Consider the following 19,669-nt stretch of genomic DNA (forward strand, 5'->3'; position numbering starts at 1 on the left):
CGCGGCCGCCGCCGTCAGCTCGGGGCCGGCGGTGAGCGGCGCCCCCTCGCCGTCGAGCACGCCCACGTCCGTGCCGAGCGCGTCCCGCAGCACGGCCGCGACCTCCGCGACCCCCGCGCCGGCCACGAGCGCCGCGGTCAGCCGGTCGTGGGCGCGGGCGGCGCGCTCCACCGACTCCGTGCGGCGGCGCAGCTCGGCGTTGGCCGCGGCCGCGTCCTCGAAGAGCCGGGCGTTCTCCAGCGCGACCGAGGCGTGCGCGGCGAACGACGTCAGCAGCGCCACCTCGCCGGGTGGGAACGGCCGCACGACCCGGTGCACCGCCAGCAGCGCCCCGATCACCTCGCCCTCCACCTCGAGCGGCACCCCGAGGATCGCGCGGATCTGCTCGCCCGCGACGGCGCTGTCGATGAAGTCGCGGTGCACGAAGCGCTCGTCGGCCTGGTAGTCCTCGGTGAAGTACGGCGCCCCCGCCTGCGCGACCAGCCCGAGCAGGCCGGTGCCGAGCGGGAGCCGCAACCGGCCGAACTCGGGGGTCAGCGCGCCGTCCGTCACCCGCATGTACGACGCCCCCTCCCGCTCGTCGTTCAGCGACAGGTAGGTCATGTCCGCGCGCAGGAGCTGGCGGGCGCGGCGCACGATCGCCCCGAGCACCGCGTCGAGGTCACGGATCGCGGTGAGGTCGGCCGCGGTCTGGTTCAGCGCCGCGAGCTCCGCCTCGCGGCCCCGGTGCGCGGCCATCCGCTCGCGCAGCGCGAGCGCCCGGGCGTGCTCGACGCCGAGCGCGGCCGCGTCGGCCCCGGGCTCGGCGAGGAGGACGGCGAGCACGGCGTCGTACTCCGCGCGCGGCGCGTCGGACCACAGCAGGTCGGTGAAGGTGCGCGCCACGGGGCCGATCATGACGCAGTCCACCCGCTGTTCACCGTGCTCACAGCGTCACCACAGCGACGGCGGGTAACTCCATGACGTCGACACCGACGTCGGCACACCATCTCTCGGGAGGACCACGGATGCCGCACGCAGGCCGCCAGCACCAGCACCAGGTCGGACGCCGGGGGGTGTTGCTGGGGGCGGCCGGTGCGGGCGCGGGCCTGGCGACCTGCTCCCTGCTCGGACCGGTGGCGTGGGCCGACCCCGACGGCTCGGGGCGCCAGTCGCCCATCGACATCCGCACCGACCGGGCCGTCCGCTCGCCCGCCGCGCCGCCGCTCGTCGTCGACTACCCGCGCTCGGTGGCCCTGGACCTCGCCTACGTCAACAAGGACGGCGAGGACGGCTGCGGCGAGCGCACCGAGGACGAGACCGTCCAGGCCGGCGGCTTCAGCGAGCGGGCTGTGGTCCGCCGCGGGGGCGAGACCTGGCGGCTGGTGCAGACCCACTTCCACATCTCCTCCGAGCACCGCGTCGACGGGCGCGCGTTCCCGATGGAGCAGCACTTCGTGCACGAGCGCACGACCGACGGCGCGCTGCTGGTCATCGGGGTGTTCCTCCTCCCCGGCGGCCACGGCCCCCAGGACCGGCTCCTGCGGCGCCTGCCCGAGGAGTGCGACGAGCCGCTGCGGCTGCGCGGCTTCGACCTGTCGCGGATGCTGCCCGGCTCGTTGGCGAGCTGGACCTACCGCGGATCGCTCACCACCCCGCCCCACACCCAGGGCGTGACGTGGCACGTGATGCGCGAGCCGCGCCGCGTCGAGCAGGCCACGATCGACCGGTTCCGGCGACTGTTCGTCGAGGGCGACTCGCGTGCGCCGCAGCCCCGCAACGGTCGCTCGATCCGGCTCGTCCGTGGACGACGGGCCGCCCGCGACGACGGCTGACCGGTCCGAGGGCCTCAGCCGTCGAGGCGCGCCAGGAAGGCGAGCACGCGCTCGGTGAACAGTGCCGCCGCGGCCTCGTCGTGGTCGTCGAGGCTCGCGTCGGGGAAGAGGTGGCCGTCGCAGTCGTAGAGGAAGAGCTCGGCGTCGGCGGCCGCGGCGACCAGCTCGCGGGCGGCGTCGAGGTCGCCCTCCTCGACGAAGATCTCGTCGCGCTCGCCGCCGTGCACCTGGACGGGCACGCCCGCGGGCCAGCCGGGGGCGAACTCCGTCGGGCCCACGCACGAGCCGACGAGCACGGCGCCTCGGGCGCCGGCCCGCGTCTGGGCGAGCTGCTGGGCGGGCATCACCCCGAGGGAGAACCCGACGTACACGAGGTCCTCGCCGAGGGCCTCGGCGGCGTCGACGCCGCGCTTCGCCAGCGCACCGAACCCCACCTTCTCGGCGTGGCCCAGGCCGTCGACGAGGTCGGCGAAGACCTTCCCGTCGTACAGGTCGGGCGCGGTGACGGTGTGACCCGCACCGCGCAGGGTGTCGGCGAACGCGGTGAGGCCCTCGGTGAGGCCCTGGGCGTGGTGCAGGAGGAGGACGTCGGCCATGCCCCCACCCTGGCACTAGCCTCCGACACCGTGGGGACAGCAGGAGCGGCCCGGTGACGACCGACGGCGGGTGGGCGGTCGCGTGGCTGCTCGCGACGGGGCTGCACGCCGGCTTCCAGCTGACGGTGACGCTGGTGGTCTACCCGGCCTTCAGGCGCGTGCCGGCCGCGGCGTGGTCGGGCTTCCACGACGGGCACAGCCGCGGCATCGCGCCCCTCGTCGGCGTCCTGTACGCCGGGCTGCTGGCCGCCGCGGCGGGCGTCCTGGTGGTCGGCCCGCGGGGCCCCGGCCTGTGGCTGGGGCTGGCGGGGGTCGGCCTGGCGCTCGCGACGACCGCGCTGGTGGCCGCCCCCACCCACGGCCGGTTGGGCGACGGGCCCGAGCCGGGGCTGCTGCGCCGGCTGCGGTGCGCCGACCTGGTGCGCACCGTCGGTGCGCTCCTCGGCGTCGCCGGCGCGCTGCTGCACCTGCTCGGGCCCGCCTGGGCCTGACCTGCTCGGGAGAGGTCCCTCAGTCGACCTTCATCTCGCCGAGCTCGTCCCAGTGCTCGCCCTCGATCAGCATGTTGCGCACCCGCGGGGTCGCCTGCAGGTACTGGGGCAGGTCCGCCTGGGCCTGCCTGAAGTGGTCCGAGCCGACGTGCGCCTCGGCGGCGTCGTCCTTGAAGCCCTCGACCAGCACGTACTCGTTCGGGTCCTCGAGGCTGCGCGACCAGTCGAAGAACAGGTTGCCGGGCTCGGCGCGGGTGGCCTCGGTGAACGCGCGGCTGAGCTCGGGCCACTCCTCGGCGTGCTCGGGCTTCACGGCGAACCGGACGCAGATGAAGATCATGGGTGCTGAACCTCCTGGTGGTGGGTGACGGTCACCATCATGCAGGCGTCAATCACCTCCCGGGCACGGTGACGTCGACCCAGACCAGGCGGTGGTCGGAGGTCGGGAACGGGAAGGTGCCGGTCAGGCGCGAGAGCGGGTCGGCCGCGACCGGCCAGAAGACCCCGGCGTCGCGCACGCGCAGCGGGCGCGACGGCAGCACGTAGTCGACCCGCAGGTTGCCGGGCACGGGGTCGGCGAAGTCCGCGGTGTCGAGGCGGGCCGGGCCCTCCTGGTCGGCGTTGCCGGACTGGGTGCGCGACGCCTCCACCGCGCCGCGGCTGGCCGGCCGGGGGTCGATCACGCGGGGCGCCGTGAGCAGCTGCCGCGCCGCGCCGGGCACGGAGTCGCCGTCGTACGGGTCGGCGTTCTGGTCGCCCGCGATCACGTACGCCGCACCCCGGGGCAGCCCGCCGCGCCGGCCGCGGTCGTCGTAGACGTAGCGCGCGCGCTTCCCGGAGGCCACGTAGTCGGCCCAGAAGCGGATCTCGTCGTGGTTGCGGCGCCCGTTGCGGTCCTCGGCGCCGTCGAAGGTGGGAGGCGTCGGGTGCGAGACCAGGAAGTGGACCGTGCGACGCCCGACACGGATCGGCACGTCCCAGTGGGACTTGCTCGACAGCCGCACGTCCGCGAGCTCGGCGTCGGTGAACCACGGCTCGCCGGTCGCCGGGTCCTCCGGCAGCAGGGCGCCGGGCATGTCGGCCCAGAGGAACTCCCGGAAGGTCCGCACCCGCGACCGGTCGACGGGGTGTCGGGAGAGCACGAGCATCCCGTACTGGCCGGGGAAGGTGCCGAAGCCGAACGCGTCGTCGGGGCCGCCGACGGTCCCGTCGTTGTTCAGGTCGTGACCGCTGGGGACGCCGGTGTTGACCGGCGCGACGTAGGCGTAGGGGTAGCGGATCGGCCGCGCCCCGCGCTGCGGGACCTCGAGGTAGTTCTCGCGGAAGTCGTCCGCGGCGCCGCCGCCGGCCACGAAGTCGAACTCGTTGACCAGGAGCACGTCGGGCCGCGTGCGCTGCACGGTCTCGGCGGCGTTGCGGATCTGCTCGTCGTCGCCGGAGGCGAGGTCCGCGGACAGCCCACCCTCGGCGGCGCGGTTGAGCGAGGCGTTGAAGGTGGCGAAGCGGACCGCCTCCCGGGCCCCGTGGCCGTGACCCGGGCCGTGACCGTGACCGTGACCCGGGCCCCGCGGCCCGGCTGTCGCCGACGTGGCGCCGGCGGAGGTGAGGCCGGCGAGGGCGAGGGAGCCGGCGAGGGCGCCGGCGGCGAGCAGGGCCGCGGTGCGGCGGTTCCGAGAGGTCATGGCCCGGGAACCTACGCACCCGAGGTGACACCCGGGTGACGGGCGGGGGACCGATGAGTTCCGACGTCGGCCCGGGTCTGAGTCCGCATGAGCATCCGGATGAACCCCTACCTGAGCTTCGCCGGCACCGCCGCCGAGGCCCTGACCTTCTACCACTCGGTCCTGGGCGGCACCCTCGACCTGACCCGCTTCGCCGAGTTCATGCCCGACGCCGGCGACGACGCCGACAAGGTGATGCACGGCCAGCTGACCGCCTCGAGCGGCCACGTCCTGATGGGCGCCGACGTGCCCGCGAGCATGGGGGCCCCGCCGCCCAACGGCACGGTCTGCCTGTCGGGCGACGACGTCGTCCTGCGCGAGTGGTTCTCCGCCCTCGCCGAGGGCGGCGAGATCACCGTCGCGCTCGAGAAGCAGATGTGGGGCGACGAGTTCGGCGAGCTCACCGACGCCTACGGCGTCCGGTGGATGGTCGACCTCACCCCGCCCGCCGCCTGACGTTCACGCCACGGTCACCGGAGGGGGGTTCGCTCGCTGGTCGTGACCCACCAGCCCCCTCACGACACCGGCCACTCCCACGACGCCGGCCACACCCACGCCCACGACGGCCACACCCACGCGCACGCCGAGCCCGACGACGCGACGCTGGCCGCCCTCGACCCCTCCGCCGCCGACCGCGACCTGTCGCCGGGCGAGCTGAGCCGCCGCAACCTGCTCCGCGCCGCCGGGATCGCCGGTGGCCCGGCCGCGGCGGCCGGCGCGGCCGGGATGGTCGGGGTCACCCCGGCCATGGCCGAGCCCGGGGGCGGGCGCCCCGAGGGCGCCCCGCCGCAGCGCCCGGGCGCCGCCGGCTGGCTCGCGGGCGACCACCACATCCACACGCAGTACAGCTCGGACGCGCAGTACACGGTCCTCGACCAGACCCAGCACGGCGCGGCGTACGGCCTCGACTGGATGGTGATCACCGACCACGGCGGCGCCACCCACGCCCGCATCGGCGTCGAGCTCGTCAACCCCGACATCCGCGCCGCCCGCACCCGGCTGCCCGGCACCCTGATCTTCCAGGGCCTGGAGTGGAACATCCCCGCGGCCGAGCACGGCACGGTGTTCGTCACCCCGGGCCGCAACGAGGTCGCGGTGCTCAAGCAGTTCGAGACCGACTACGACGGCAGCGTCAACAACGCCTCGTCCTCCACCGTCGCCAACGAGCGGCTCGCCGTCGCCGGCGTCCAGTGGCTCGGCCAGCAGATGGACCGCAAGCGGGTGGCCGAGGCGCTGTTCCTGGCCAACCACCCCGCCCGCAACGGCATCGACTCGCCCCACGAGATCCGCGCCTGGCGCGACGCCGACCCGCGCGTCGCCGTCGGCTTCGAGGGGGCGCCCGGCCACCAGGCCGCGAGCCTGCCGGCCGGCTACGGGCCCGGCTCCAACCGCGGCTACTACGGCAACAGCCCGGGGGCGAACTCGTTCCCCGGCTACCCCCCCGAGTCCTACCGCACCTGGGGCGGCTTCGACTGGATGACCGCCACCGTCGGCGGGCTGTGGGACAGCCTCCTCGCGGAGGGCAGGCCGTGGACGATCAGCGCCAACTCCGACTCCCACGTGAACTGGTCCGACACCTCCCGGCGGCCCGACGGCTCGAGCAGCGAGCAGTTCGCCCGCGACGGCCGCTACGGCGACCCGGTCTACGCCGGGCAGGTCAACCTCGCCGCGGGCGACTTCTGGCCCGGGTTCTACTCCCGCACCCACGTCGGCGCCGCACGTCGGGGGTACGCCGCGGTGATGCAGGGCATCCGCGCCGGCCAGGTGTGGGTCGACCACGGCCAGCTCGTCGAGCAGGTCGAGGTGCTCGTGCGGCCCAAGCGCGGGCGCGGCCAGGGCGTGACCCTCGGCGGCACCCTCCAGGTGAAGCGGGGCACGCCCGTCGAGATGGTCGTCCGCATCACCCCGGCGCGGCGGCCCAACTGGGCGCAGTTCACCCCGTCGCTCAACCGGGTCGACCTGGTCCGCGGCGCCGTGGACCCGCGCCCGGCCCGCAGCGACCGCGACACGTTCACGGCTCCCGACACGAGGGTCGTCGGCCGGTGGGACACCTCCGGCCGCACCCAGCGCTTCGAGCTGACCCGCGACCTCGGCCGGGTCGAGGACCCGTTCTACGTGCGCCTGCGCGGCACCGACGGCAACGTCTCCCAGCCGGGCTACCTCGGCGCCGACGTCGACGCCGAGGGCCCGCGCCTCGATCCCGCGGGCGACTCCGACCCCTGGCTCGACCTGTGGTTCTACACGAACCCGGTGTGGGTCGTGCCGACCCGGTGAGCAGCCCCCTCGGTCCCGTGACCGTGCTCGACGGCGGCTGGTCGGGCGCCGCGGCGGCCGACCATGCCGCGCACGTCCTCGCCGCGGCCTGCGGCGAGGGCGTGCGCGTCGCGAGCCACGTGCTGGCCGACGACACCGGCCGGCGCGTGGGTCTCGCCGTCGACGGGGTCGCCCCCGACGTGGTCGCGCGCCACCTGGACCTCCTCGACGGGGTCCGGGTGGCCGCGGCCCCCGACGTCGTCCGCGCCCACGTCTCCCGCACCTCCGGCCGGCTCGTCGTCTTCCGCGGCGTCGCGGCGCTCGTGGGCCGTCGGACGGCCGCCGGGATCGTCGCCGACAGCGAGGTCGACGCGGTGGTCGGCCTCGCCGGCTGCGTGGTGGGAGACGACGACGAGGTCGACACCGACGACTTCGTCCGGCCCACCTGGCGGGCCGGTCGGTGCGAGCTGCTGGTCCAGCCCGGCACCCACGGCCTGCGCCCGTTCGAGGTGCGGCACCAGGTGCTCTGCTGCGCGGACCACTGAGAGTTCGGCCCCGGTGCTTGTGGAGCGTGCCGATCGGGCACAGACTTGGCGGAGAGGTGATCCACGTGACTCGTGAGTTCTCGCTAGACCTGGTCCCGGTCCTGTCGCGCGGCCGGCACCGGTCGCCGCGCAAGGGTGCCTGCTTCATGGAGATGGCGTCGTACCTGGCGGGGGAGCGGTGGAGCGACCACCCCTCCTGCACGCACCCGCTGCTCGCGCAGCTGGCGCGGATGGTCAACGACCACACCTCCGACGACGAGCGGACGGCCCTGGCCCCGCTGATCCCGAACGTCGTGGGCATCCGCGGCCACGGGGTCGGCTGGACGCTGGGGCTCACCGTCGGGGTCGCGGTGCACGCCGTCCGGGAGGTCCCCGAGCCCGCGCAGCGGGCCCTGGCCGCGGGCCTCGTGCGCTGCGAGCAGGTCGCGGCGACCCTCGAGGCCCCCGTCCCCGGCGCGGACCGCGTGCGGCCCGCCCTCGACGGCGTTCCCGGCGCCGAGCAGTGGGCGCGGAGCTTCGGCGGCGAGCGGCGCATCAGCCACAAGGCGTTCGTCACCCACTCGGCGCCCTCCGTGGTGTCGTGCGCCGTCGACGGGATCGTGGCGGCCGCCGGCAACGACGTCGACCACCGGCTGCGGGCCCTGCTCGAGGTCGGCATCGCGACCGCCGAGCGGCTCGAGCGGCACTACGCCCCGGCCGCCGCGCCGGCACCGGCCGCGACCGTCGAGGAGCCGCGGCCGCGCCGTCGGCGCTTCGTCGGGGCCTGAGCCCGCCACCGACCGGCCCGTGCCGGCTCAGGGGACGGTCAGGGTCGCTGCCTAGGATCGCCCCATGGCGAAGGGCAAGCCCGGTCGCGGCAAGCAGCGGTCCAGGGAGCAGCAGGTGGCGCGCCGCGAGGCGCGACAGGCCGAGCGCAAGCGCGAGCAGGAGGCCAAGGTCGAGCGCGAGCGCGCCCGGCGACGCCGCCGCACGCTGGTGCAGATCGGCACGGGCGCCGGGATGCTCGTGCTGGTCGGCGCCCTCGTCGCCTGGCTCGTCCTCCGCGAGAGCGCGTCGGACATCACCGCCGACGGTCCCCCCGGCACCGACGACGACGGCGCGGTCGTCCTGGGCGAGGAGTCGGCCCCGGTGACGGTGGAGATCATCAGCGACTTCGGCTGCCCCGCGTGCGCCCAGTTCGACGCCCAGGCCGGGCCCGCGCTCGACCAGTACGTCGAGGAGGGCCAGGTCCGCCTCGAGTACCGCGTCGTCACCGCCCTCGACCGCGCCTCGCCCAACGAGTTCTCCTCCCGCGCCGCGGCCGCCGCCGGCTGCGTGCTCGACCAGGGCGACCTCGGCGTCTGGCGCGACTTCACCACGGCCGTGTACGCCTCCCAGCCCGCCGAGCAGACCGACGGCCCCTCCGACACCGAGCTGATCGGCCTGGCGACGACCGCCGGCGCCGACGAGGCCGAGGTCACCGAGTGCATCGACTCCGGCGCCCGCGCCGAGTGGGCCGACGCGGTCGACTCCGAGGCCGCCGGCGACTACACCGCCACCCCCGACGTCGTCGTCGACGGCGAGCGGCTCACCGAGCCCACCCCGCTCGTCCTGCAGAACGCGATCACCGGCGCCCTGGCGGAGGGCTGAGGAGGCGGAACCCATGGCGACCACCAGCCCCGATCACCTCGATGAGGACCGGCTCGACGACGACCTCGACGGCGGGGAGCTCGACGACCCGTCGTACGCGGGGGGCTGGACGCGCGGGCTGTCGGTCGCGCTGGTCGTGCTCGGTGCCGTCGGCCTCGCGGCGGCGTTCGCGCTCGCCGTCGACAAGTACCGGATCCTGGCCGACCCCCAGGTCAGCCTGTCCTGCGACCTGAACCCGGTCCTGTCGTGCGGGTCGGTGATGACCACCGAGCAGGCCGAGCTGTTCGGCTTCCCGAACCCGCTGCTCGGCGTGATCGGCTTCTCCGTGGTCGTCACGGTCGGCCTGCTCAGCCTCTCGGCGCGGCTGCCGCGGTGGGTCCACGGCGGCCTCGCGCTCGGCTCGCTGGCCGGGCTCACCTTCGTGCACTGGCTCGCCTACCAGTCGGCCTTCGTGATCGGCGCGCTGTGCCCGTGGTGCATGGTCGTGTGGTCGGTGACGATCCCGATCGCGGTGTGGACGACCAGCTCGTTCCTCGCCGGCTCCCGCGGGATCCTCGGCCGTGTCGGGCGCGGCGTCTGGTTCTGGCGCTACCTCGTCGTGCTGCTCTGGTACGCCGCCTTCGTCACCGTCGCGCTCGTGCAGTTCTGGTACTTCTGGCGCACGCTGCTCTGAGGTCGGCGACACTCGGGGGGTGCGTCTGCGCCCCCTCCTCGCCGCCCTGGCCCTGACCGTCCCCCTCCTGCTGCCCGCGTCCCCCGTGACGGCGTCCGCGACGGCACCCGCCACGGCGTCGGTCGCGGCGTCGGTCGCGGCGGCGGACGACACCGCGGCCCGCTACGCCGCCCCGGTCGTCGGCGCCCACCGCGACAACCCGACGAACCCGCTGGCGGGTCGTCGGTGGGGCGTCTACCGCGGACCGATCGAGCAGGCCTGGGAGCCCTACGTGCAGGCGCGCGGCGCGCAGAAGGAGCTGCTCGCCGAGATCGCGCTGCGCCCGAAGGCGAAGTGGTTCGTGCGCAACCTCGGCCCCCGCCAGCTGCGGGAGAAGGTCCGCGAGTACGTGCGGGTCTCGCAGGCGGGCGACCCGGGCACCCTCGTCCAGCTGGCGCTGTTCGGCATGCAGCCCTGGGGCGCGGAGATGTGTCGCCGTGTGCCGACGAGCGGCGAGCGAAACGCCTACAAGGCCTGGGTGCGGGCCGCGGTCAACGGCATCGGCGACGCCCACACGGCCGTCGTCCTCCAGCCCGACCTGCTGATCGCCCGCTGCAGCCCCGACGGCGGTCGCGCGATCCGCAGCCTCGTCGCCTGGGCCTCGCGGGCGCTGTCCGCCGCCCCCCACACCTCGGTCTACCTCGACTCCGGGGCCTGGGACTGGCCGAACGCCAGCCAGGGCGGCGCCGCTGCGGCCGCCGACCTGCTGCTGGAGTCCGGCATCCGCAGCGCCCGGGGCTTCGCCCTCAACGCCACCCACTACTCGCCGGTCGGGCGCGAGATCCGTCGCGCCCGCGACCTGTCCCGCGAGCTGGCGGCGCGCGGGGTGCCCGGCAAGCGGGGCGTCATCAGCACCACCTCCAACGGGCGCGGCTTCACCTTCGGCGACTACGAGCCGAAGGCCAGCCAGGACAACGCCCGCACCTGCACGTCGGTGGACGACACCGCGATGTGCGTGATGCTCGGCATCCCGCCCGGCGCCCGCGTCGACGCGCCCGGGCTGGGCCTCGACGCCACCGCCCGCGCCGCCGCCGGAGAGTACGTCGACGGCTGGATGTGGTTCGGACGGCCCTGGCTGCACGACCAGGCCAGCCCCTTCGTCCACCAGCGGGCCTACGACCTGGCCCGCAGCTGGCGGCTCAAGCCGCGCTGACGCGCCCGTCGTACGATGCCGCGGTGACGCGGCCACCCGGGGACCGGCGGGCGCCCGGGGCGCCCTACCGGCTCCCGCGCGCCCTGAGCGCCGGAGCCCTCTGCGGGCCCGGCGGCGCGGCCGCCCACGTGCTCGCCGGCGGAGCCGCGCCCAGCGCGCTCGCGCTGGCCCTCGTCACCGCCGCCGCCCTCGCCGGAGCCGCCCTCGCGGGCCGCCGGCGGCTCGGGCCCGTCGCGCTGCTCCTCCTCGCCGGCGGCGCCCAGCTCGTCTTCCACCAGGCGTTCGGGGCCGCAGCCGACCCGACGACCCACGGCGCGACCCACGGCATGACCCACACGGCCGGCGCCGAGACCACCATGCTGCTCGCCCACGCCGGGACCGCGCTGCTCGTCGCCGCCGTCGCCGGCGGCGCCGAGGCCTCCTGGTGGGCGCTGGCCCGCGCCGCTCTGCTGCGCCTGCTCCCCGCGCCGCCCGCGACCCCGGTCGCGGTCCCGGCGACCGCCCCCCGCCCCCGGGTCACGCCCCGGCGCGGCGCGGCACCGGTGTCCGCGGAGTCGCCCGAGGTGGTCGGGCCGCGGGGCCCGCCGGTGCGGACGGTCCGCCCCGCCCGCACCCTCGTCCCCGCCTGAGCGCCCGCGCCGCCGTCCCCGCGCCGCGACGGGCCGCTCGGCCCTCGCCGCCGCGCGCCCGCGCGGCCGGAAGGACCCCGCATGACCCTGTCCACCCCCCAGGCCGGCCCCGAGTCCCGGCCGACCACGGCGCCCCCGCCCGGGCGGCGCACCCTGCGGCCGCTCGTCGTCCGCCTGCACTTCTACGCCGCGATCCTCGTGGCGCCGTTCATCGTCGTCGCCGCCATCACCGGCGGGCTGTACGCCGTGGCGACCCCGCTCGAGCGCCTCGTCCACGCCGACGAGCTCACCGCGGGCTCGTCGGGCCCGGCGCTGCGGGTCGAGCAGCAGGTCGAGGCCGCCCGCGCGGCCGTCGGCGACGAGCTGCCCCTGGTCGCGGTCCGGCCCGCCGCCCCCGACGACGGCGGGGTCGGCGAGACGACCCGCGTCATGTTCGACGACGGGCGCACCGACGCCTCCCGCACCCTCGCCGTCTTCGTCGACCCCGCCTCGGGCGAGGTCCGCGGCGAGCTCACCTCGTACGGCGGGTCCGGGTCGCTGCCGGTCCGCACCTGGATCTCCGAGCTCCACCGCAACCTGCACCTCGGCGAGCCGGGGCGCCTCTACAGCGAGCTCGCCGCCTCGTGGCTGGGCGTCGTGGCGCTCGCCGGTCTCGTGCTGTGGTGGACCGGTCCGCGCCGCGACGGCACGAGCCGGTGGCGTCCGCTGCGTCGGCGTGAGTCCCGCTCCGCGCGCCGCCGTACCCAGTCGTGGCACGGGTCGCTCGGCACCTGGGCGCTGCTCGGCATGCTCGTGCTCTCGGCCACCGGCCTGACGTGGTCGACGTACGCCGGCACCCACGTGACCGACCTGCGGCTGGCGCTGGGCTGGGGCACCCCGGCCGTGACCAGCGACCTGGCCGCCGACGGCGGCACCGGCGGCGGCGACCACGCCGACCACGGCGGGCACGGCGACACCGCCGAGCCGGAGGTCGTCGCGGACGGCCCGGGCGTCGGCTTCGACGGTGCCCTCGCGGCCGCCGCCGACGCCGGGCTCTCGGGGCCGCTGCAGGTCGACCAGCCCGTCGGGGCGACCGGCACCTACGTGGTGTCCGAGACCGACAGCACCTGGCCCACCCGCGCCGACGTGGTCTCGGTCGACCCGGCCGACGGCCAGGTCGTCGACGAGGTCCGCTTCGCCGACTGGCCGCTCATGGCCAGGCTCGCGAGCTGGGGCATCGACCTGCACATGGGGGTGCTGTTCGGGCTCGTCAACCAGGTCGTCTTCCTGCTCCTCGCCGTCGCGATCGTCGTCATGGCCCTCACGGGCTACCGGATGTGGTGGCAGCGCCGCCCGACCCGTGCGGGCGCGGACGGCCGCACCGCCCGGGTCGGCCGGGCCCCACGCCGGGGCGCCTGGCGCGCCGCCTCGCCCGCGGCCCTCGCCGGCGTGGCGGTGGTCGCGCTCGCCGTCGGCTGGTTCGTGCCCCTGCTCGGGGTGAGCCTGCTGGCGTTCCTGGTGCTCGACGTGGTGCTGGGACGCGTGGCCCGCTCGCGCTCCCGCCGCCCGGCTACCGTGGCGGAGGAGACCGACGCCGTCCTCGAGGAGACCCGATGAACCGCAGGGCCGCGGTCACGCTGACCGGCCTGCTGACCACCACCCTGCTGCTCGCCGGCTGCGGCGGCGACGACGCCGACACCGCGGACGGGGGCGCCGAGGCGGGCGCGGCCGACCACTCGTCGATGGACGTCATGGCGATGAACGACCCGGACGCCACCCCGGCGTACGACGTCGACGGGGCCGCCGAGGGTGCCTTCACCGTGCTCGACTCCGCGCCGCCGGGCTCGGAGGACGTCGCGGGCGAGGCCTGGCTGGCGCAGGACGGCGGCACCACGGTGTCCGTCGAGCTCAGCGGCCTCGAGCCGGGCGCGACGTACATGGCCCACCTGCACGCGGAGCCCTGCGGGACCGACGACGGCGGGCCGCACTTCCAGTTCGAGGTCGGCGGCGAGGAGGTGCCCCCCAACGAGGTGCACCTCGGGCTCGAGGCCGACGACGAGGGCAACGCGACGGCGACGACGACCAACGACCGCGAGGTCGGCGACGGCGCGCCGTCGATCGTGGTGCACCCGACCGACCTCCCGGACAACCGGCTCGTATGCGCCGACTTCTGAGCGGGCTGGCCGTGGCGGTGGTGGCGGTGATCGCCACCGCCGCCCCGGCCGCCGCCCACTCCGACCTCGAAGAGGCCTCGCCGGGCCCCGGTGACGACGTCGCCGCGGGCGCGGCGAGCGTGCACCTGGTCTTCGGGGAGGGGGTCGCCGACGACGACGTCAACCGGGTCACCCTGGCCACCGCGGGCGGCGACGCCGTCGCGGTCGGGCAGCCGAGCGTGGTCGACGACGGGTTCGGCGTCTGTGCGGCGACCGACGCCCTCGCGCCCGGCGAGTACGTCCTCGACTGGCGCGTCATGTCGGAGGACGGCCACCCGGCGCAGAGCCGCTACTCCTTCGAGGTCACCGACGCCGGCTCGCCCGTCGACGCCGCGGCCTGCGAGGGCGTCGACCTCGCGGCGCCGGAGGCCGCCGACGACGGCTTCTCCGTCGGCACCGCCACCATCGTCGGCGTCGGCGCCCTCGCGCTGCTCGTCGTCGTGGGCCTCTTCGTCGTCCGCGTCCGCCGGGACCGCCGCGCCGCCTGAGCCGGACCCTCCCGGTCGGGCCCGGAGCCGCTCAGTGCGGGGCGAGGGCCGACAGCAGCTGCAGGCGCTCGTGGCTGACGCTGCCGGGGACGGCGGTGTAGACGAGCAGGCGGTGGGACTGGTCGGGGTCCAGCAGCGTCTGGCAGTGCAGCTCCAGGGACCCGACGTCCGGGTGCACGAAGCGCTTCGTGGCGTGGGGTCGCACCCCCACCTCGTGGCGGTCCCACAGGGCCGCGAACTCCGCCGAGGCCGCCCGCAGGTCGGCGGCCAGCGCGGCGGCCTCCGAGTCGGGTCCGCGGAGGGTCGCGATCTCCCGCAGCCCCGAGGCGAAGAGCCGCGACAGGAACGCGTGCTCCGCCTCGTCGTACGACGCCCGCGCCCCGGGGTCGGTGAACCAGCGGTACCCGAGGCTCCGCGCCGGCCCCCGCCGCCGGCTCGCGTCGCCGAGCAGCGCCGCGCACAGCGGCGTCTGGCGCAGGGTCTCGCCGAGCTCGGTGGTGATCTCGGCGGCCGTGTCGCCGAGGCGGTCGAAGATCCGCTGCAGGCCGGGCCCGACGTGGCGGCTCTCGGTGCCCCGCGGCGGCGGCGCGTGGCCGGCCAGCCGGTAGAGGTGGTCGCGCTCGTCGAGGCCGAGGTGGAGTCCCTGCGCGATGGCGGCGACCATCGCCGTCGACGGGTGCGGGCCGCGCTCCTGCTCCAGGCGCGTGTAGTAGTCGGTCGACATGTGGCACAGCACCGCCACCTCCTCGCGCCGCAGACCCCTCGCGCGCCGACGCTCCCCGCGGGGCATCCCGACGTCCTCGGGCTGCAGCGCGGCGCGCCGGTGGCGCAGGAAGTCCGCCAGACCCGGCCGGTCCAGCCGGCTCACGGCTCCACCCACGAGGGCTCCTCTCCGTCGGTCCGCGCGCGGCGGTCCCCGGGTGTCCCCCCGGCTCGTCGTCCAGCGTGCCCCGCGCGGGTCCAGCCTGCCCGGTGAGCGCCCGCGGGGGCAGGGACCGACGCTCCCCCCTTCCGCCACCCTCGGGCGGACCTGGCGCGGGGCCGGGCGTAGCGTCGCCGGACGTGCACCTGCGCGGACTCCTGGCCGACACCCGGCCGCTCGCCGTCCCGGCGTTCCGGCGGCTGTGGACCGCCAACATCGTCACCGTCGTCGGCGCCCAGCTGACGGTCGTCGCGGTGCCCGCGCAGATCTACGCCCTCACCGGCTCCTCGGCGTACGTCGGGCTGACCGGGGTGTTCGGCCTGGTCCCGCTGGTCGTGTTCGGGCTGTGGGGCGGGGCGCTCGCGGACTGGATGGACCGCCGCACGCTGCTGGTGGTCACGACCGTCGGGCTGGTCGTCACGTCCGGGCTGTTCTGGGCGCAGGCGGCGACCGGTCTCGGCAACGTCTGGGCGCTGCTGGCGCTGTTCTCGGTGCAGCAGGCGTTCTTCGCCGTCAACCAGCCGACCCGGTCCGCGATCATCCCCAAGCTGATCCCCGCGGAGCTGATCCCGGCGGCGAGCTCGCTCAACACCACGGTCATGCAGGGCGGGGCGATCGCCGGTCCGCTGGTCGGCGGCGCGCTGATCCCGCTGGTGGGCTTCTCGTGGCTCTACCTCGTCGACACCCTCACGCTCCTGGCGACGCTCGCCGCGGTCCTGTCCCTGCCACCGCTGCCGGCGTCGGGCGCGGCGTCGGCGCCGGGGATCCGCTCGGTGCTGGAGGGCTTCGCCTACCTGCGCCGCCAGCCGGTGCTGCTGATGTCCTTCGTCGTCGACCTCGTCGCCATGGTCTTCGGGATGCCCCGCGCGCTGTTCCCCGAGATCGCCGACGTGTCGTTCGGCGGGCCCGGGGAGGGCGGCGTGGCCTTCGCGCTGCTCTTCGCGGCCATCCCGGCGGGCGCGGTGCTGGGCGGCGTGTTCTCCGGCTGGGTCTCCCGCGTCGCGCGGCAGGGGCTCGCGGTGGTCGTGGCGATCTGCGTGTGGGGCGCGGCGATGGCCGCCTTCGGCCTCGCGGTGGGGCTCGCGGGCGGCAGCGCGCTGCCGATGCTGCCGTTCGCGGTCGCGGCGCTCGTGGTCGGCGGCGCCGCCGACATGGTCTCCTCGGTCTTCCGCAACGCGATGCTCCTGACCGCCGCGGACGACGCGGTCCGGGGCCGGCTGCAGGGCGTGTTCATCGTGGTCGTCGCCGGCGGTCCGCGCCTGGCCGACGTCGCCCACGGCGCCTCCGCGGCCGCGGTGGGCACGGCGGTGGCCGCCGGGGGCGGCGGCGTGCTGGTCGTCGTCGGCACCGTCGCGGCGGCCCTGCTGGTGCCGGCGTTCGTCCGCCACCGGGTCCCCCTGGCGCCTCCCCGGGGACGGGTCTAGGTTCGAGAGCCTTCTCGGCCACGGTGGCCGGGGGAGGGAGGCACCACCATGCTGCGCAGCATCCTCAACCAGGTCCGCGGGGCGGGCCGGCGTCGCCCGGCCGCGGGCGGCACCACGACCCCCGGCGCGCGCCGGCCCACCGGCGGCGGCAGCGCCAACGCGGAGATCGCCCAGGGCGCGAAGAGCCTGTTCCGCGGGCTGTCCCGCAAGCGCCGCCGCTGAGCGGTGACGGGGAGCCGGCGTCAGTGGATCCCGCGGATCGCCTGCTCCTCGTCGACGCGGCGCTTGACCCGCTTCATCCCGGGCAGGCGCGCGAGCATCTCGTTGAGCTCCTTGGACACCCCGAGCAGGTCGTGCAGGTCGGGCGCGACCGTCCCGAGGCTCTCCAGCATCGGGATGACCTGCTTCTCCAGCTCGTCGACGATCGTCGGCAGCTGGTCGACCAGCTTGATCATCGCGTCGACCTCGTGGGGGTCGGTGGTCTCCGCGAGCCGCTCCAGCGTCGGCTGCAGCTTCTCCAGCGACGGCGTGAACGACTCCAGCAGCGGGCGCAGCGCGTCGAGCATCGGGGTCGCCGACCCGAGCAGCAGGTCGGCGTTGCGCCGGGTCTCGTCGACGCGCGCGACCACGCCGTCCGCGGCGATGCGGGTCGCCTCGATCCGGTCGAGCAGGCCCGCGACGTCGACCAGGATGGTCTCGACGGCGTCGAGGAGGCCGGTCAGGCGCGGCACCGCGTCGAGCACCTCGACCACCGCCGCCCGCACCCGGCCCGCGAAGGTGACGACGGCCTGGGGAGCGGGGATGACCAGCGACATCGCCCCACCGTAGTGCCGTGCGCCACAGGCCGGGGCACCCTCGTCGGGTTACCGGCGGGTACGAGCCGACCGCCCGCCCGACGGGCTCAGGCCACCAGCACCGGCGACGGGGCCCGGCCGGCGGTGTCGGGCGAGGCGAGGGTCTCCGCCCAGGCGGCCGCGAGCCGCTCCACGGCGTCGACCATGACCGCGGGCGGCTGGGTGAACGGCAGCCGCACGTAGCGGTCCAGCCCGCCCTCCGGCGCGAACGCCGGGCCCGGCGCGAGCAGCACGCCGTGGTCGCGGGCGCGCACGGTCAGCGCCGTGGACAGCGGCCCCGGCAGGCGGCACCACAGGCACAGGCCCCCCGGCGGCGGCACGACGGACCAGTCCGGCAGCCGCGCGGCCAGCGCCGTGAGGGCCGCGTCGCGGGAGGCCCGCAGCTGCGCGCGGCGGGCGTCGAGCACCTCGGGGCCGGCGGCGAGGAGGTCGGCGGCGACCAGCTGCTCGAGCACGGGCGTGCCGAGGTCGAGGGCCAGTCGCTCGGCGAGCACGCCGTCGAGACGCTGCTCGGGCACCCGCAGCCAGCCGACCCGCAGCCCGCCCCAGTAGGGCTTCGAGACGCTGCCGACGCTGATCGCGTCGCGGGCGTGCGCGGCGAACGGCGCCGGCATCGCCTGGTCCTCCAGCGGCAGCGCCACCATCGACTCGTCGACGATCGCGGTGGTCCCGGTGCGCCGCAGCGTCGCGGCGACGCGGGCGCGGGCCTCGTCGTCGCGCAGCACGCCGGTCGGGTTGTGGAAGTCGGGGATCAGGTAGGCGACGCGGGGCAGCACCTGGCGCAGGGTCGTCGACAGGCCCTGGGTGTCGCGGCCGTCGTCGAGCACGTCGCTGCCGAGCACGCGGCCGCCCGCGCGCACCAGGGTCGCGATCGCGTTGGGGTAGGTGGGGCTCTCCGTCACGACGCGGTCGCCGGTGCCGAGCAGCGAGCGCGCGGCGATCGCCACCCCCGCGAGCGCGCCCGGCACGACGACCACCTGCCCGGGGTCGGTCGGCAGGCCGCGCCGCGCGTAGGACTCGGCGACCGCCTCGCGCAGCTCGGCCGTCCCCGACGGGTAGTAGCCGCTGCCGCCGAGGTGCGCGGGCAGCGCCTCGACGCCGCGCCGGAACGCCTCCAGCACCTCCGGCACCGGCGCCGGGGCCGCGCAGGTGAGGTCGACGACGTCGCCGTCCTCCCACCCGGTGCCCGGCTCGACCCCCGGGGCGAGCAGGTGGTCGCCGCGGTGACCGCGCCCGGGCGGCAGCCGGGCGACGCTGCCCGAGCCCTGGCGCGAGACGAGGTAGCCGGCGTCGCGCAGCGCGCCGTACGCCCGCGCGACGGTGGTCCGGCTGACCCCGCACGCCGCCACCAGGTCGCGCTCGCTCGGCAGCCGCGTGCCGACGGGGACCCGGCCGTCGGTGATGAGGGCCCGCACGCCGTCCGCCAGGCCGAGGTACGCCGGGTCGCGGGCGAAGTCGCCGAGCAGGGAGGCGAGGCGGGGAGCGGCGACGGCGCGGGTCATGCAGGCCAGTCGATCACGATTGGCCCTTCCCGCCAACCCTCGAGCAGTCCAGAGTCGACCACGTGACCCTCCGACCCGTGGCCCGCGAGCTCGCCGTCCTGGGCCCGCTCGCCCAGCTCCGCGCCGGCCGCCTGCCACGGCGGCTGCTCCAGCTCGTCGTCGGCCTCGCCCTGTACGGCGCCAGCCTGGCGATGCTGATCCGCGCCACGCTCGGCAACGCCCCCTGGGACGTGCTGCACCAGGGCATGGCGGTCCACCTGCCGATGAGCATCGGCACCGCCGTGGTCGTCGCGTCGGTGCTCGTGCTGCTCGCCTGGATCCCCCTGCGCCAGCCCCCCGGGCTGGGGACCATCGCCAACGCGCTGATGGTCGGCCCCGTGGCCGACCTCGGGCTGCGGCTCCTCGCGGCCCCCGACCACCCGGGGGCGCGCGCCGGTCTGCTCGTCGGCGGCGTGCTGCTGAACGCGCTCGCGACCGCCCTCTACATCGGGGCCCAGCCCGGCCCCGGGCCCCGCGACGGGCTGATGACCGGCCTGCACCGCCGCACCGGCGTCGGCCTCGGCCGCGTCCGCACCGGCATCGAGGCGGGCGTGGTCGCGCTGGGGTGGCTGCTCGGCGGGGTCGTCGGCGTCGGCACCGTGGTCTACGCGCTGATGATCGGACCGCTCGCGCAGCGGATGATCCCGCTCGCCGTGGTGCAGCTGCCGGAACGCCCGCGGGTGCCGCAGCGCCCGTAGTAGCGTC

Annotated in this window: 23 protein-coding genes; 16 read left to right on the top strand and 7 right to left on the bottom strand. The window is 76.3% G+C overall.

The features are described 5' to 3' along the window. The coding region (locus ABD158_RS02235) for a GAF domain-containing protein (RefSeq protein WP_344003072.1) at positions 1–897 on the bottom strand (897 nt) is incomplete at its 3' end. 110 nt (positions 898–1,007) lie between these two features. On the opposite strand from ABD158_RS02235, the gene ABD158_RS02240 reads away from it, so the two are divergent. After that, positions 1,008–1,814, top strand: coding sequence for a carbonic anhydrase family protein (locus tag ABD158_RS02240; protein WP_344003075.1), 807 nt, complete (start codon positions 1,008–1,010; stop codon positions 1,812–1,814). Positions 1,815–1,828: 14 nt separating this feature from the next. On the opposite strand, the gene ABD158_RS02245 is transcribed toward ABD158_RS02240, so the two are convergent. Then, positions 1,829–2,410, bottom strand: a complete 582-nt coding sequence (locus ABD158_RS02245) for a dienelactone hydrolase family protein (RefSeq protein WP_344003078.1) — start codon at positions 2,408–2,410, stop codon at positions 1,829–1,831. A 53-nt stretch (positions 2,411–2,463) separates the two neighbouring features. Between ABD158_RS02245 and ABD158_RS02250 the strand changes: the two genes are divergently transcribed. Continuing rightward, entirely contained in the window at positions 2,464–2,901 is a 438-nt protein-coding gene (locus ABD158_RS02250; protein ID WP_344003081.1) for a hypothetical protein, read from the top strand. A gap of 19 nt (positions 2,902–2,920) precedes the next feature. Here ABD158_RS02250 and ABD158_RS02255 read toward each other — a convergent pair whose 3' ends face one another. Both ABD158_RS02255 and ABD158_RS02260 read right to left on the bottom strand, forming a co-directional pair. Further along, complete coding sequence (locus ABD158_RS02255) at positions 2,921–3,241, bottom strand: putative quinol monooxygenase (RefSeq protein WP_344003084.1); 321 nt, start codon at positions 3,239–3,241, stop codon at positions 2,921–2,923. A gap of 52 nt (positions 3,242–3,293) precedes the next feature. After that, positions 3,294–4,583: an endonuclease/exonuclease/phosphatase family protein gene (locus ABD158_RS02260; RefSeq protein WP_344003087.1), complete on the bottom strand. Its 1,290-nt coding sequence runs from the start codon at positions 4,581–4,583 to the stop codon at positions 3,294–3,296. A gap of 87 nt (positions 4,584–4,670) precedes the next feature. Between ABD158_RS02260 and ABD158_RS02265 the strand changes: the two genes are divergently transcribed. From ABD158_RS02265 to ABD158_RS02315, 11 genes are all read left to right on the top strand, one after another. After that, entirely contained in the window at positions 4,671–5,078 is a 408-nt protein-coding gene (locus tag ABD158_RS02265; protein WP_344003090.1) for a VOC family protein, read from the top strand. Between the two features lie 42 nt (positions 5,079–5,120). Beyond that, on the top strand, positions 5,121–6,896 hold the full coding sequence (locus ABD158_RS02270) for a CehA/McbA family metallohydrolase domain-containing protein (RefSeq protein WP_344003092.1): 1,776 nt from the start codon (positions 5,121–5,123) through the stop codon (positions 6,894–6,896). Next, positions 6,893–7,420, top strand: coding sequence for a hypothetical protein (locus ABD158_RS02275; RefSeq protein ID WP_344003094.1), 528 nt, complete (start codon positions 6,893–6,895; stop codon positions 7,418–7,420). The genes ABD158_RS02270 and ABD158_RS02275 overlap by 4 nt, the downstream gene beginning before the upstream one ends. A 65-nt stretch (positions 7,421–7,485) precedes the next feature. Further along, entirely contained in the window at positions 7,486–8,187 is a 702-nt protein-coding gene (locus tag ABD158_RS02280; RefSeq protein WP_344003097.1) for a hypothetical protein, read from the top strand. A 64-nt stretch (positions 8,188–8,251) separates the two neighbouring features. After that, positions 8,252–9,049 carry a DsbA family protein gene (locus tag ABD158_RS02285; protein ID WP_344003100.1) on the top strand — a complete coding sequence of 266 codons (798 nt, stop codon included), beginning with the start codon at positions 8,252–8,254 and terminating at the stop codon, positions 9,047–9,049. Positions 9,050–9,062: 13 nt separating this feature from the next. Then, a complete protein-coding gene (locus ABD158_RS02290; RefSeq protein WP_344003103.1) occupies positions 9,063–9,722 on the top strand; it encodes a vitamin K epoxide reductase family protein in 660 nt (219 codons plus the stop codon). Between the two features lie 19 nt (positions 9,723–9,741). Further along, on the top strand, positions 9,742–10,914 hold the full coding sequence (locus ABD158_RS02295; RefSeq protein WP_344003106.1) for a glycoside hydrolase family 6 protein: 1,173 nt from the start codon (positions 9,742–9,744) through the stop codon (positions 10,912–10,914). A 23-nt stretch (positions 10,915–10,937) separates the two neighbouring features. Further along, the gene (locus ABD158_RS02300) at positions 10,938–11,543 is read left to right on the top strand and encodes a hypothetical protein (RefSeq protein ID WP_344003109.1); all 606 of its coding nucleotides are present in this window, start codon (positions 10,938–10,940) and stop codon (positions 11,541–11,543) included. An 81-nt stretch (positions 11,544–11,624) separates the two neighbouring features. Continuing rightward, positions 11,625–13,139, top strand: coding sequence for a PepSY-associated TM helix domain-containing protein (locus tag ABD158_RS02305; protein WP_344003112.1), 1,515 nt, complete (start codon positions 11,625–11,627; stop codon positions 13,137–13,139). Continuing rightward, positions 13,136–13,696: a hypothetical protein gene (locus ABD158_RS02310; protein WP_344003115.1), complete on the top strand. Its 561-nt coding sequence runs from the start codon at positions 13,136–13,138 to the stop codon at positions 13,694–13,696. The genes ABD158_RS02305 and ABD158_RS02310 overlap by 4 nt, the downstream gene beginning before the upstream one ends. Beyond that, positions 13,681–14,223, top strand: coding sequence for a copper resistance CopC family protein (locus tag ABD158_RS02315; protein WP_344003118.1), 543 nt, complete (start codon positions 13,681–13,683; stop codon positions 14,221–14,223). Before ABD158_RS02310 ends, ABD158_RS02315 begins: the two co-directional genes overlap by 16 nt. A gap of 31 nt (positions 14,224–14,254) precedes the next feature. Here ABD158_RS02315 and ABD158_RS02320 read toward each other — a convergent pair whose 3' ends face one another. Beyond that, positions 14,255–15,091 carry a helix-turn-helix transcriptional regulator gene (locus ABD158_RS02320; protein ID WP_344003121.1) on the bottom strand — a complete coding sequence of 279 codons (837 nt, stop codon included), beginning with the start codon at positions 15,089–15,091 and terminating at the stop codon, positions 14,255–14,257. A 194-nt stretch (positions 15,092–15,285) separates the two neighbouring features. Between ABD158_RS02320 and ABD158_RS02325 the strand changes: the two genes are divergently transcribed. Beyond that, a complete protein-coding gene (locus ABD158_RS02325) occupies positions 15,286–16,569 on the top strand; it encodes an MFS transporter (protein ID WP_344003124.1) in 1,284 nt (427 codons plus the stop codon). 48 nt (positions 16,570–16,617) lie between these two features. Continuing rightward, the gene (locus ABD158_RS02330; RefSeq protein ID WP_344003127.1) at positions 16,618–16,791 is read left to right on the top strand and encodes a hypothetical protein; all 174 of its coding nucleotides are present in this window, start codon (positions 16,618–16,620) and stop codon (positions 16,789–16,791) included. A gap of 20 nt (positions 16,792–16,811) precedes the next feature. Here ABD158_RS02330 and ABD158_RS02335 read toward each other — a convergent pair whose 3' ends face one another. Further along, complete coding sequence (locus tag ABD158_RS02335) at positions 16,812–17,384, bottom strand: hypothetical protein (protein ID WP_344003130.1); 573 nt, start codon at positions 17,382–17,384, stop codon at positions 16,812–16,814. 86 nt (positions 17,385–17,470) lie between these two features. Continuing rightward, on the bottom strand, positions 17,471–18,925 hold the full coding sequence (yczR, locus tag ABD158_RS02340; protein ID WP_344003133.1) for a MocR-like transcription factor YczR: 1,455 nt from the start codon (positions 18,923–18,925) through the stop codon (positions 17,471–17,473). 62 nt (positions 18,926–18,987) lie between these two features. Here yczR and yczE point away from each other — a divergent pair, with 62 nt between their 5' ends. Beyond that, positions 18,988–19,662, top strand: a complete 675-nt coding sequence (gene yczE, locus ABD158_RS02345) for a membrane protein YczE (protein WP_344003136.1) — start codon at positions 18,988–18,990, stop codon at positions 19,660–19,662. Positions 19,663–19,669 lie beyond the last annotated feature (7 nt).

It is taken from the genome of Nocardioides lentus, from assembly GCF_039529515.1.
Taxonomy (GTDB): domain Bacteria; phylum Actinomycetota; class Actinomycetes; order Propionibacteriales; family Nocardioidaceae; genus Nocardioides; species Nocardioides lentus.

What these genes read in the sequence shown, in the direction of transcription:
- ABD158_RS02240 (WP_344003075.1), top strand. Translation starts at nt 1,008, where the DNA reads ATGCCGCACGCAGGCCGCCAGCACCAGCACCAGGTCGGACGCCGGGGG.
- ABD158_RS02245 (WP_344003078.1), bottom strand. Translation starts at nt 2,410, where the DNA reads ATGGCCGACGTCCTCCTCCTGCACCACGCCCAGGGCCTCACCGAGGGC.
- ABD158_RS02255 (WP_344003084.1), bottom strand. Translation starts at nt 3,241, where the DNA reads ATGATCTTCATCTGCGTCCGGTTCGCCGTGAAGCCCGAGCACGCCGAG.
- ABD158_RS02260 (WP_344003087.1), bottom strand. Translation starts at nt 4,583, where the DNA reads ATGACCTCTCGGAACCGCCGCACCGCGGCCCTGCTCGCCGCCGGCGCC.
- ABD158_RS02265 (WP_344003090.1), top strand. Translation starts at nt 4,671, where the DNA reads ATGAGCATCCGGATGAACCCCTACCTGAGCTTCGCCGGCACCGCCGCC.
- ABD158_RS02285 (WP_344003100.1), top strand. Translation starts at nt 8,252, where the DNA reads ATGGCGAAGGGCAAGCCCGGTCGCGGCAAGCAGCGGTCCAGGGAGCAG.
- ABD158_RS02290 (WP_344003103.1), top strand. Translation starts at nt 9,063, where the DNA reads ATGGCGACCACCAGCCCCGATCACCTCGATGAGGACCGGCTCGACGAC.
- ABD158_RS02305 (WP_344003112.1), top strand. Translation starts at nt 11,625, where the DNA reads ATGACCCTGTCCACCCCCCAGGCCGGCCCCGAGTCCCGGCCGACCACG.
- ABD158_RS02310 (WP_344003115.1), top strand. Translation starts at nt 13,136, where the DNA reads ATGAACCGCAGGGCCGCGGTCACGCTGACCGGCCTGCTGACCACCACC.
- ABD158_RS02315 (WP_344003118.1), top strand. Translation starts at nt 13,681, where the DNA reads ATGCGCCGACTTCTGAGCGGGCTGGCCGTGGCGGTGGTGGCGGTGATC.
- ABD158_RS02330 (WP_344003127.1), top strand. Translation starts at nt 16,618, where the DNA reads ATGCTGCGCAGCATCCTCAACCAGGTCCGCGGGGCGGGCCGGCGTCGC.
- ABD158_RS02335 (WP_344003130.1), bottom strand. Translation starts at nt 17,384, where the DNA reads ATGTCGCTGGTCATCCCCGCTCCCCAGGCCGTCGTCACCTTCGCGGGC.
- yczR (WP_344003133.1), bottom strand. Translation starts at nt 18,925, where the DNA reads ATGACCCGCGCCGTCGCCGCTCCCCGCCTCGCCTCCCTGCTCGGCGAC.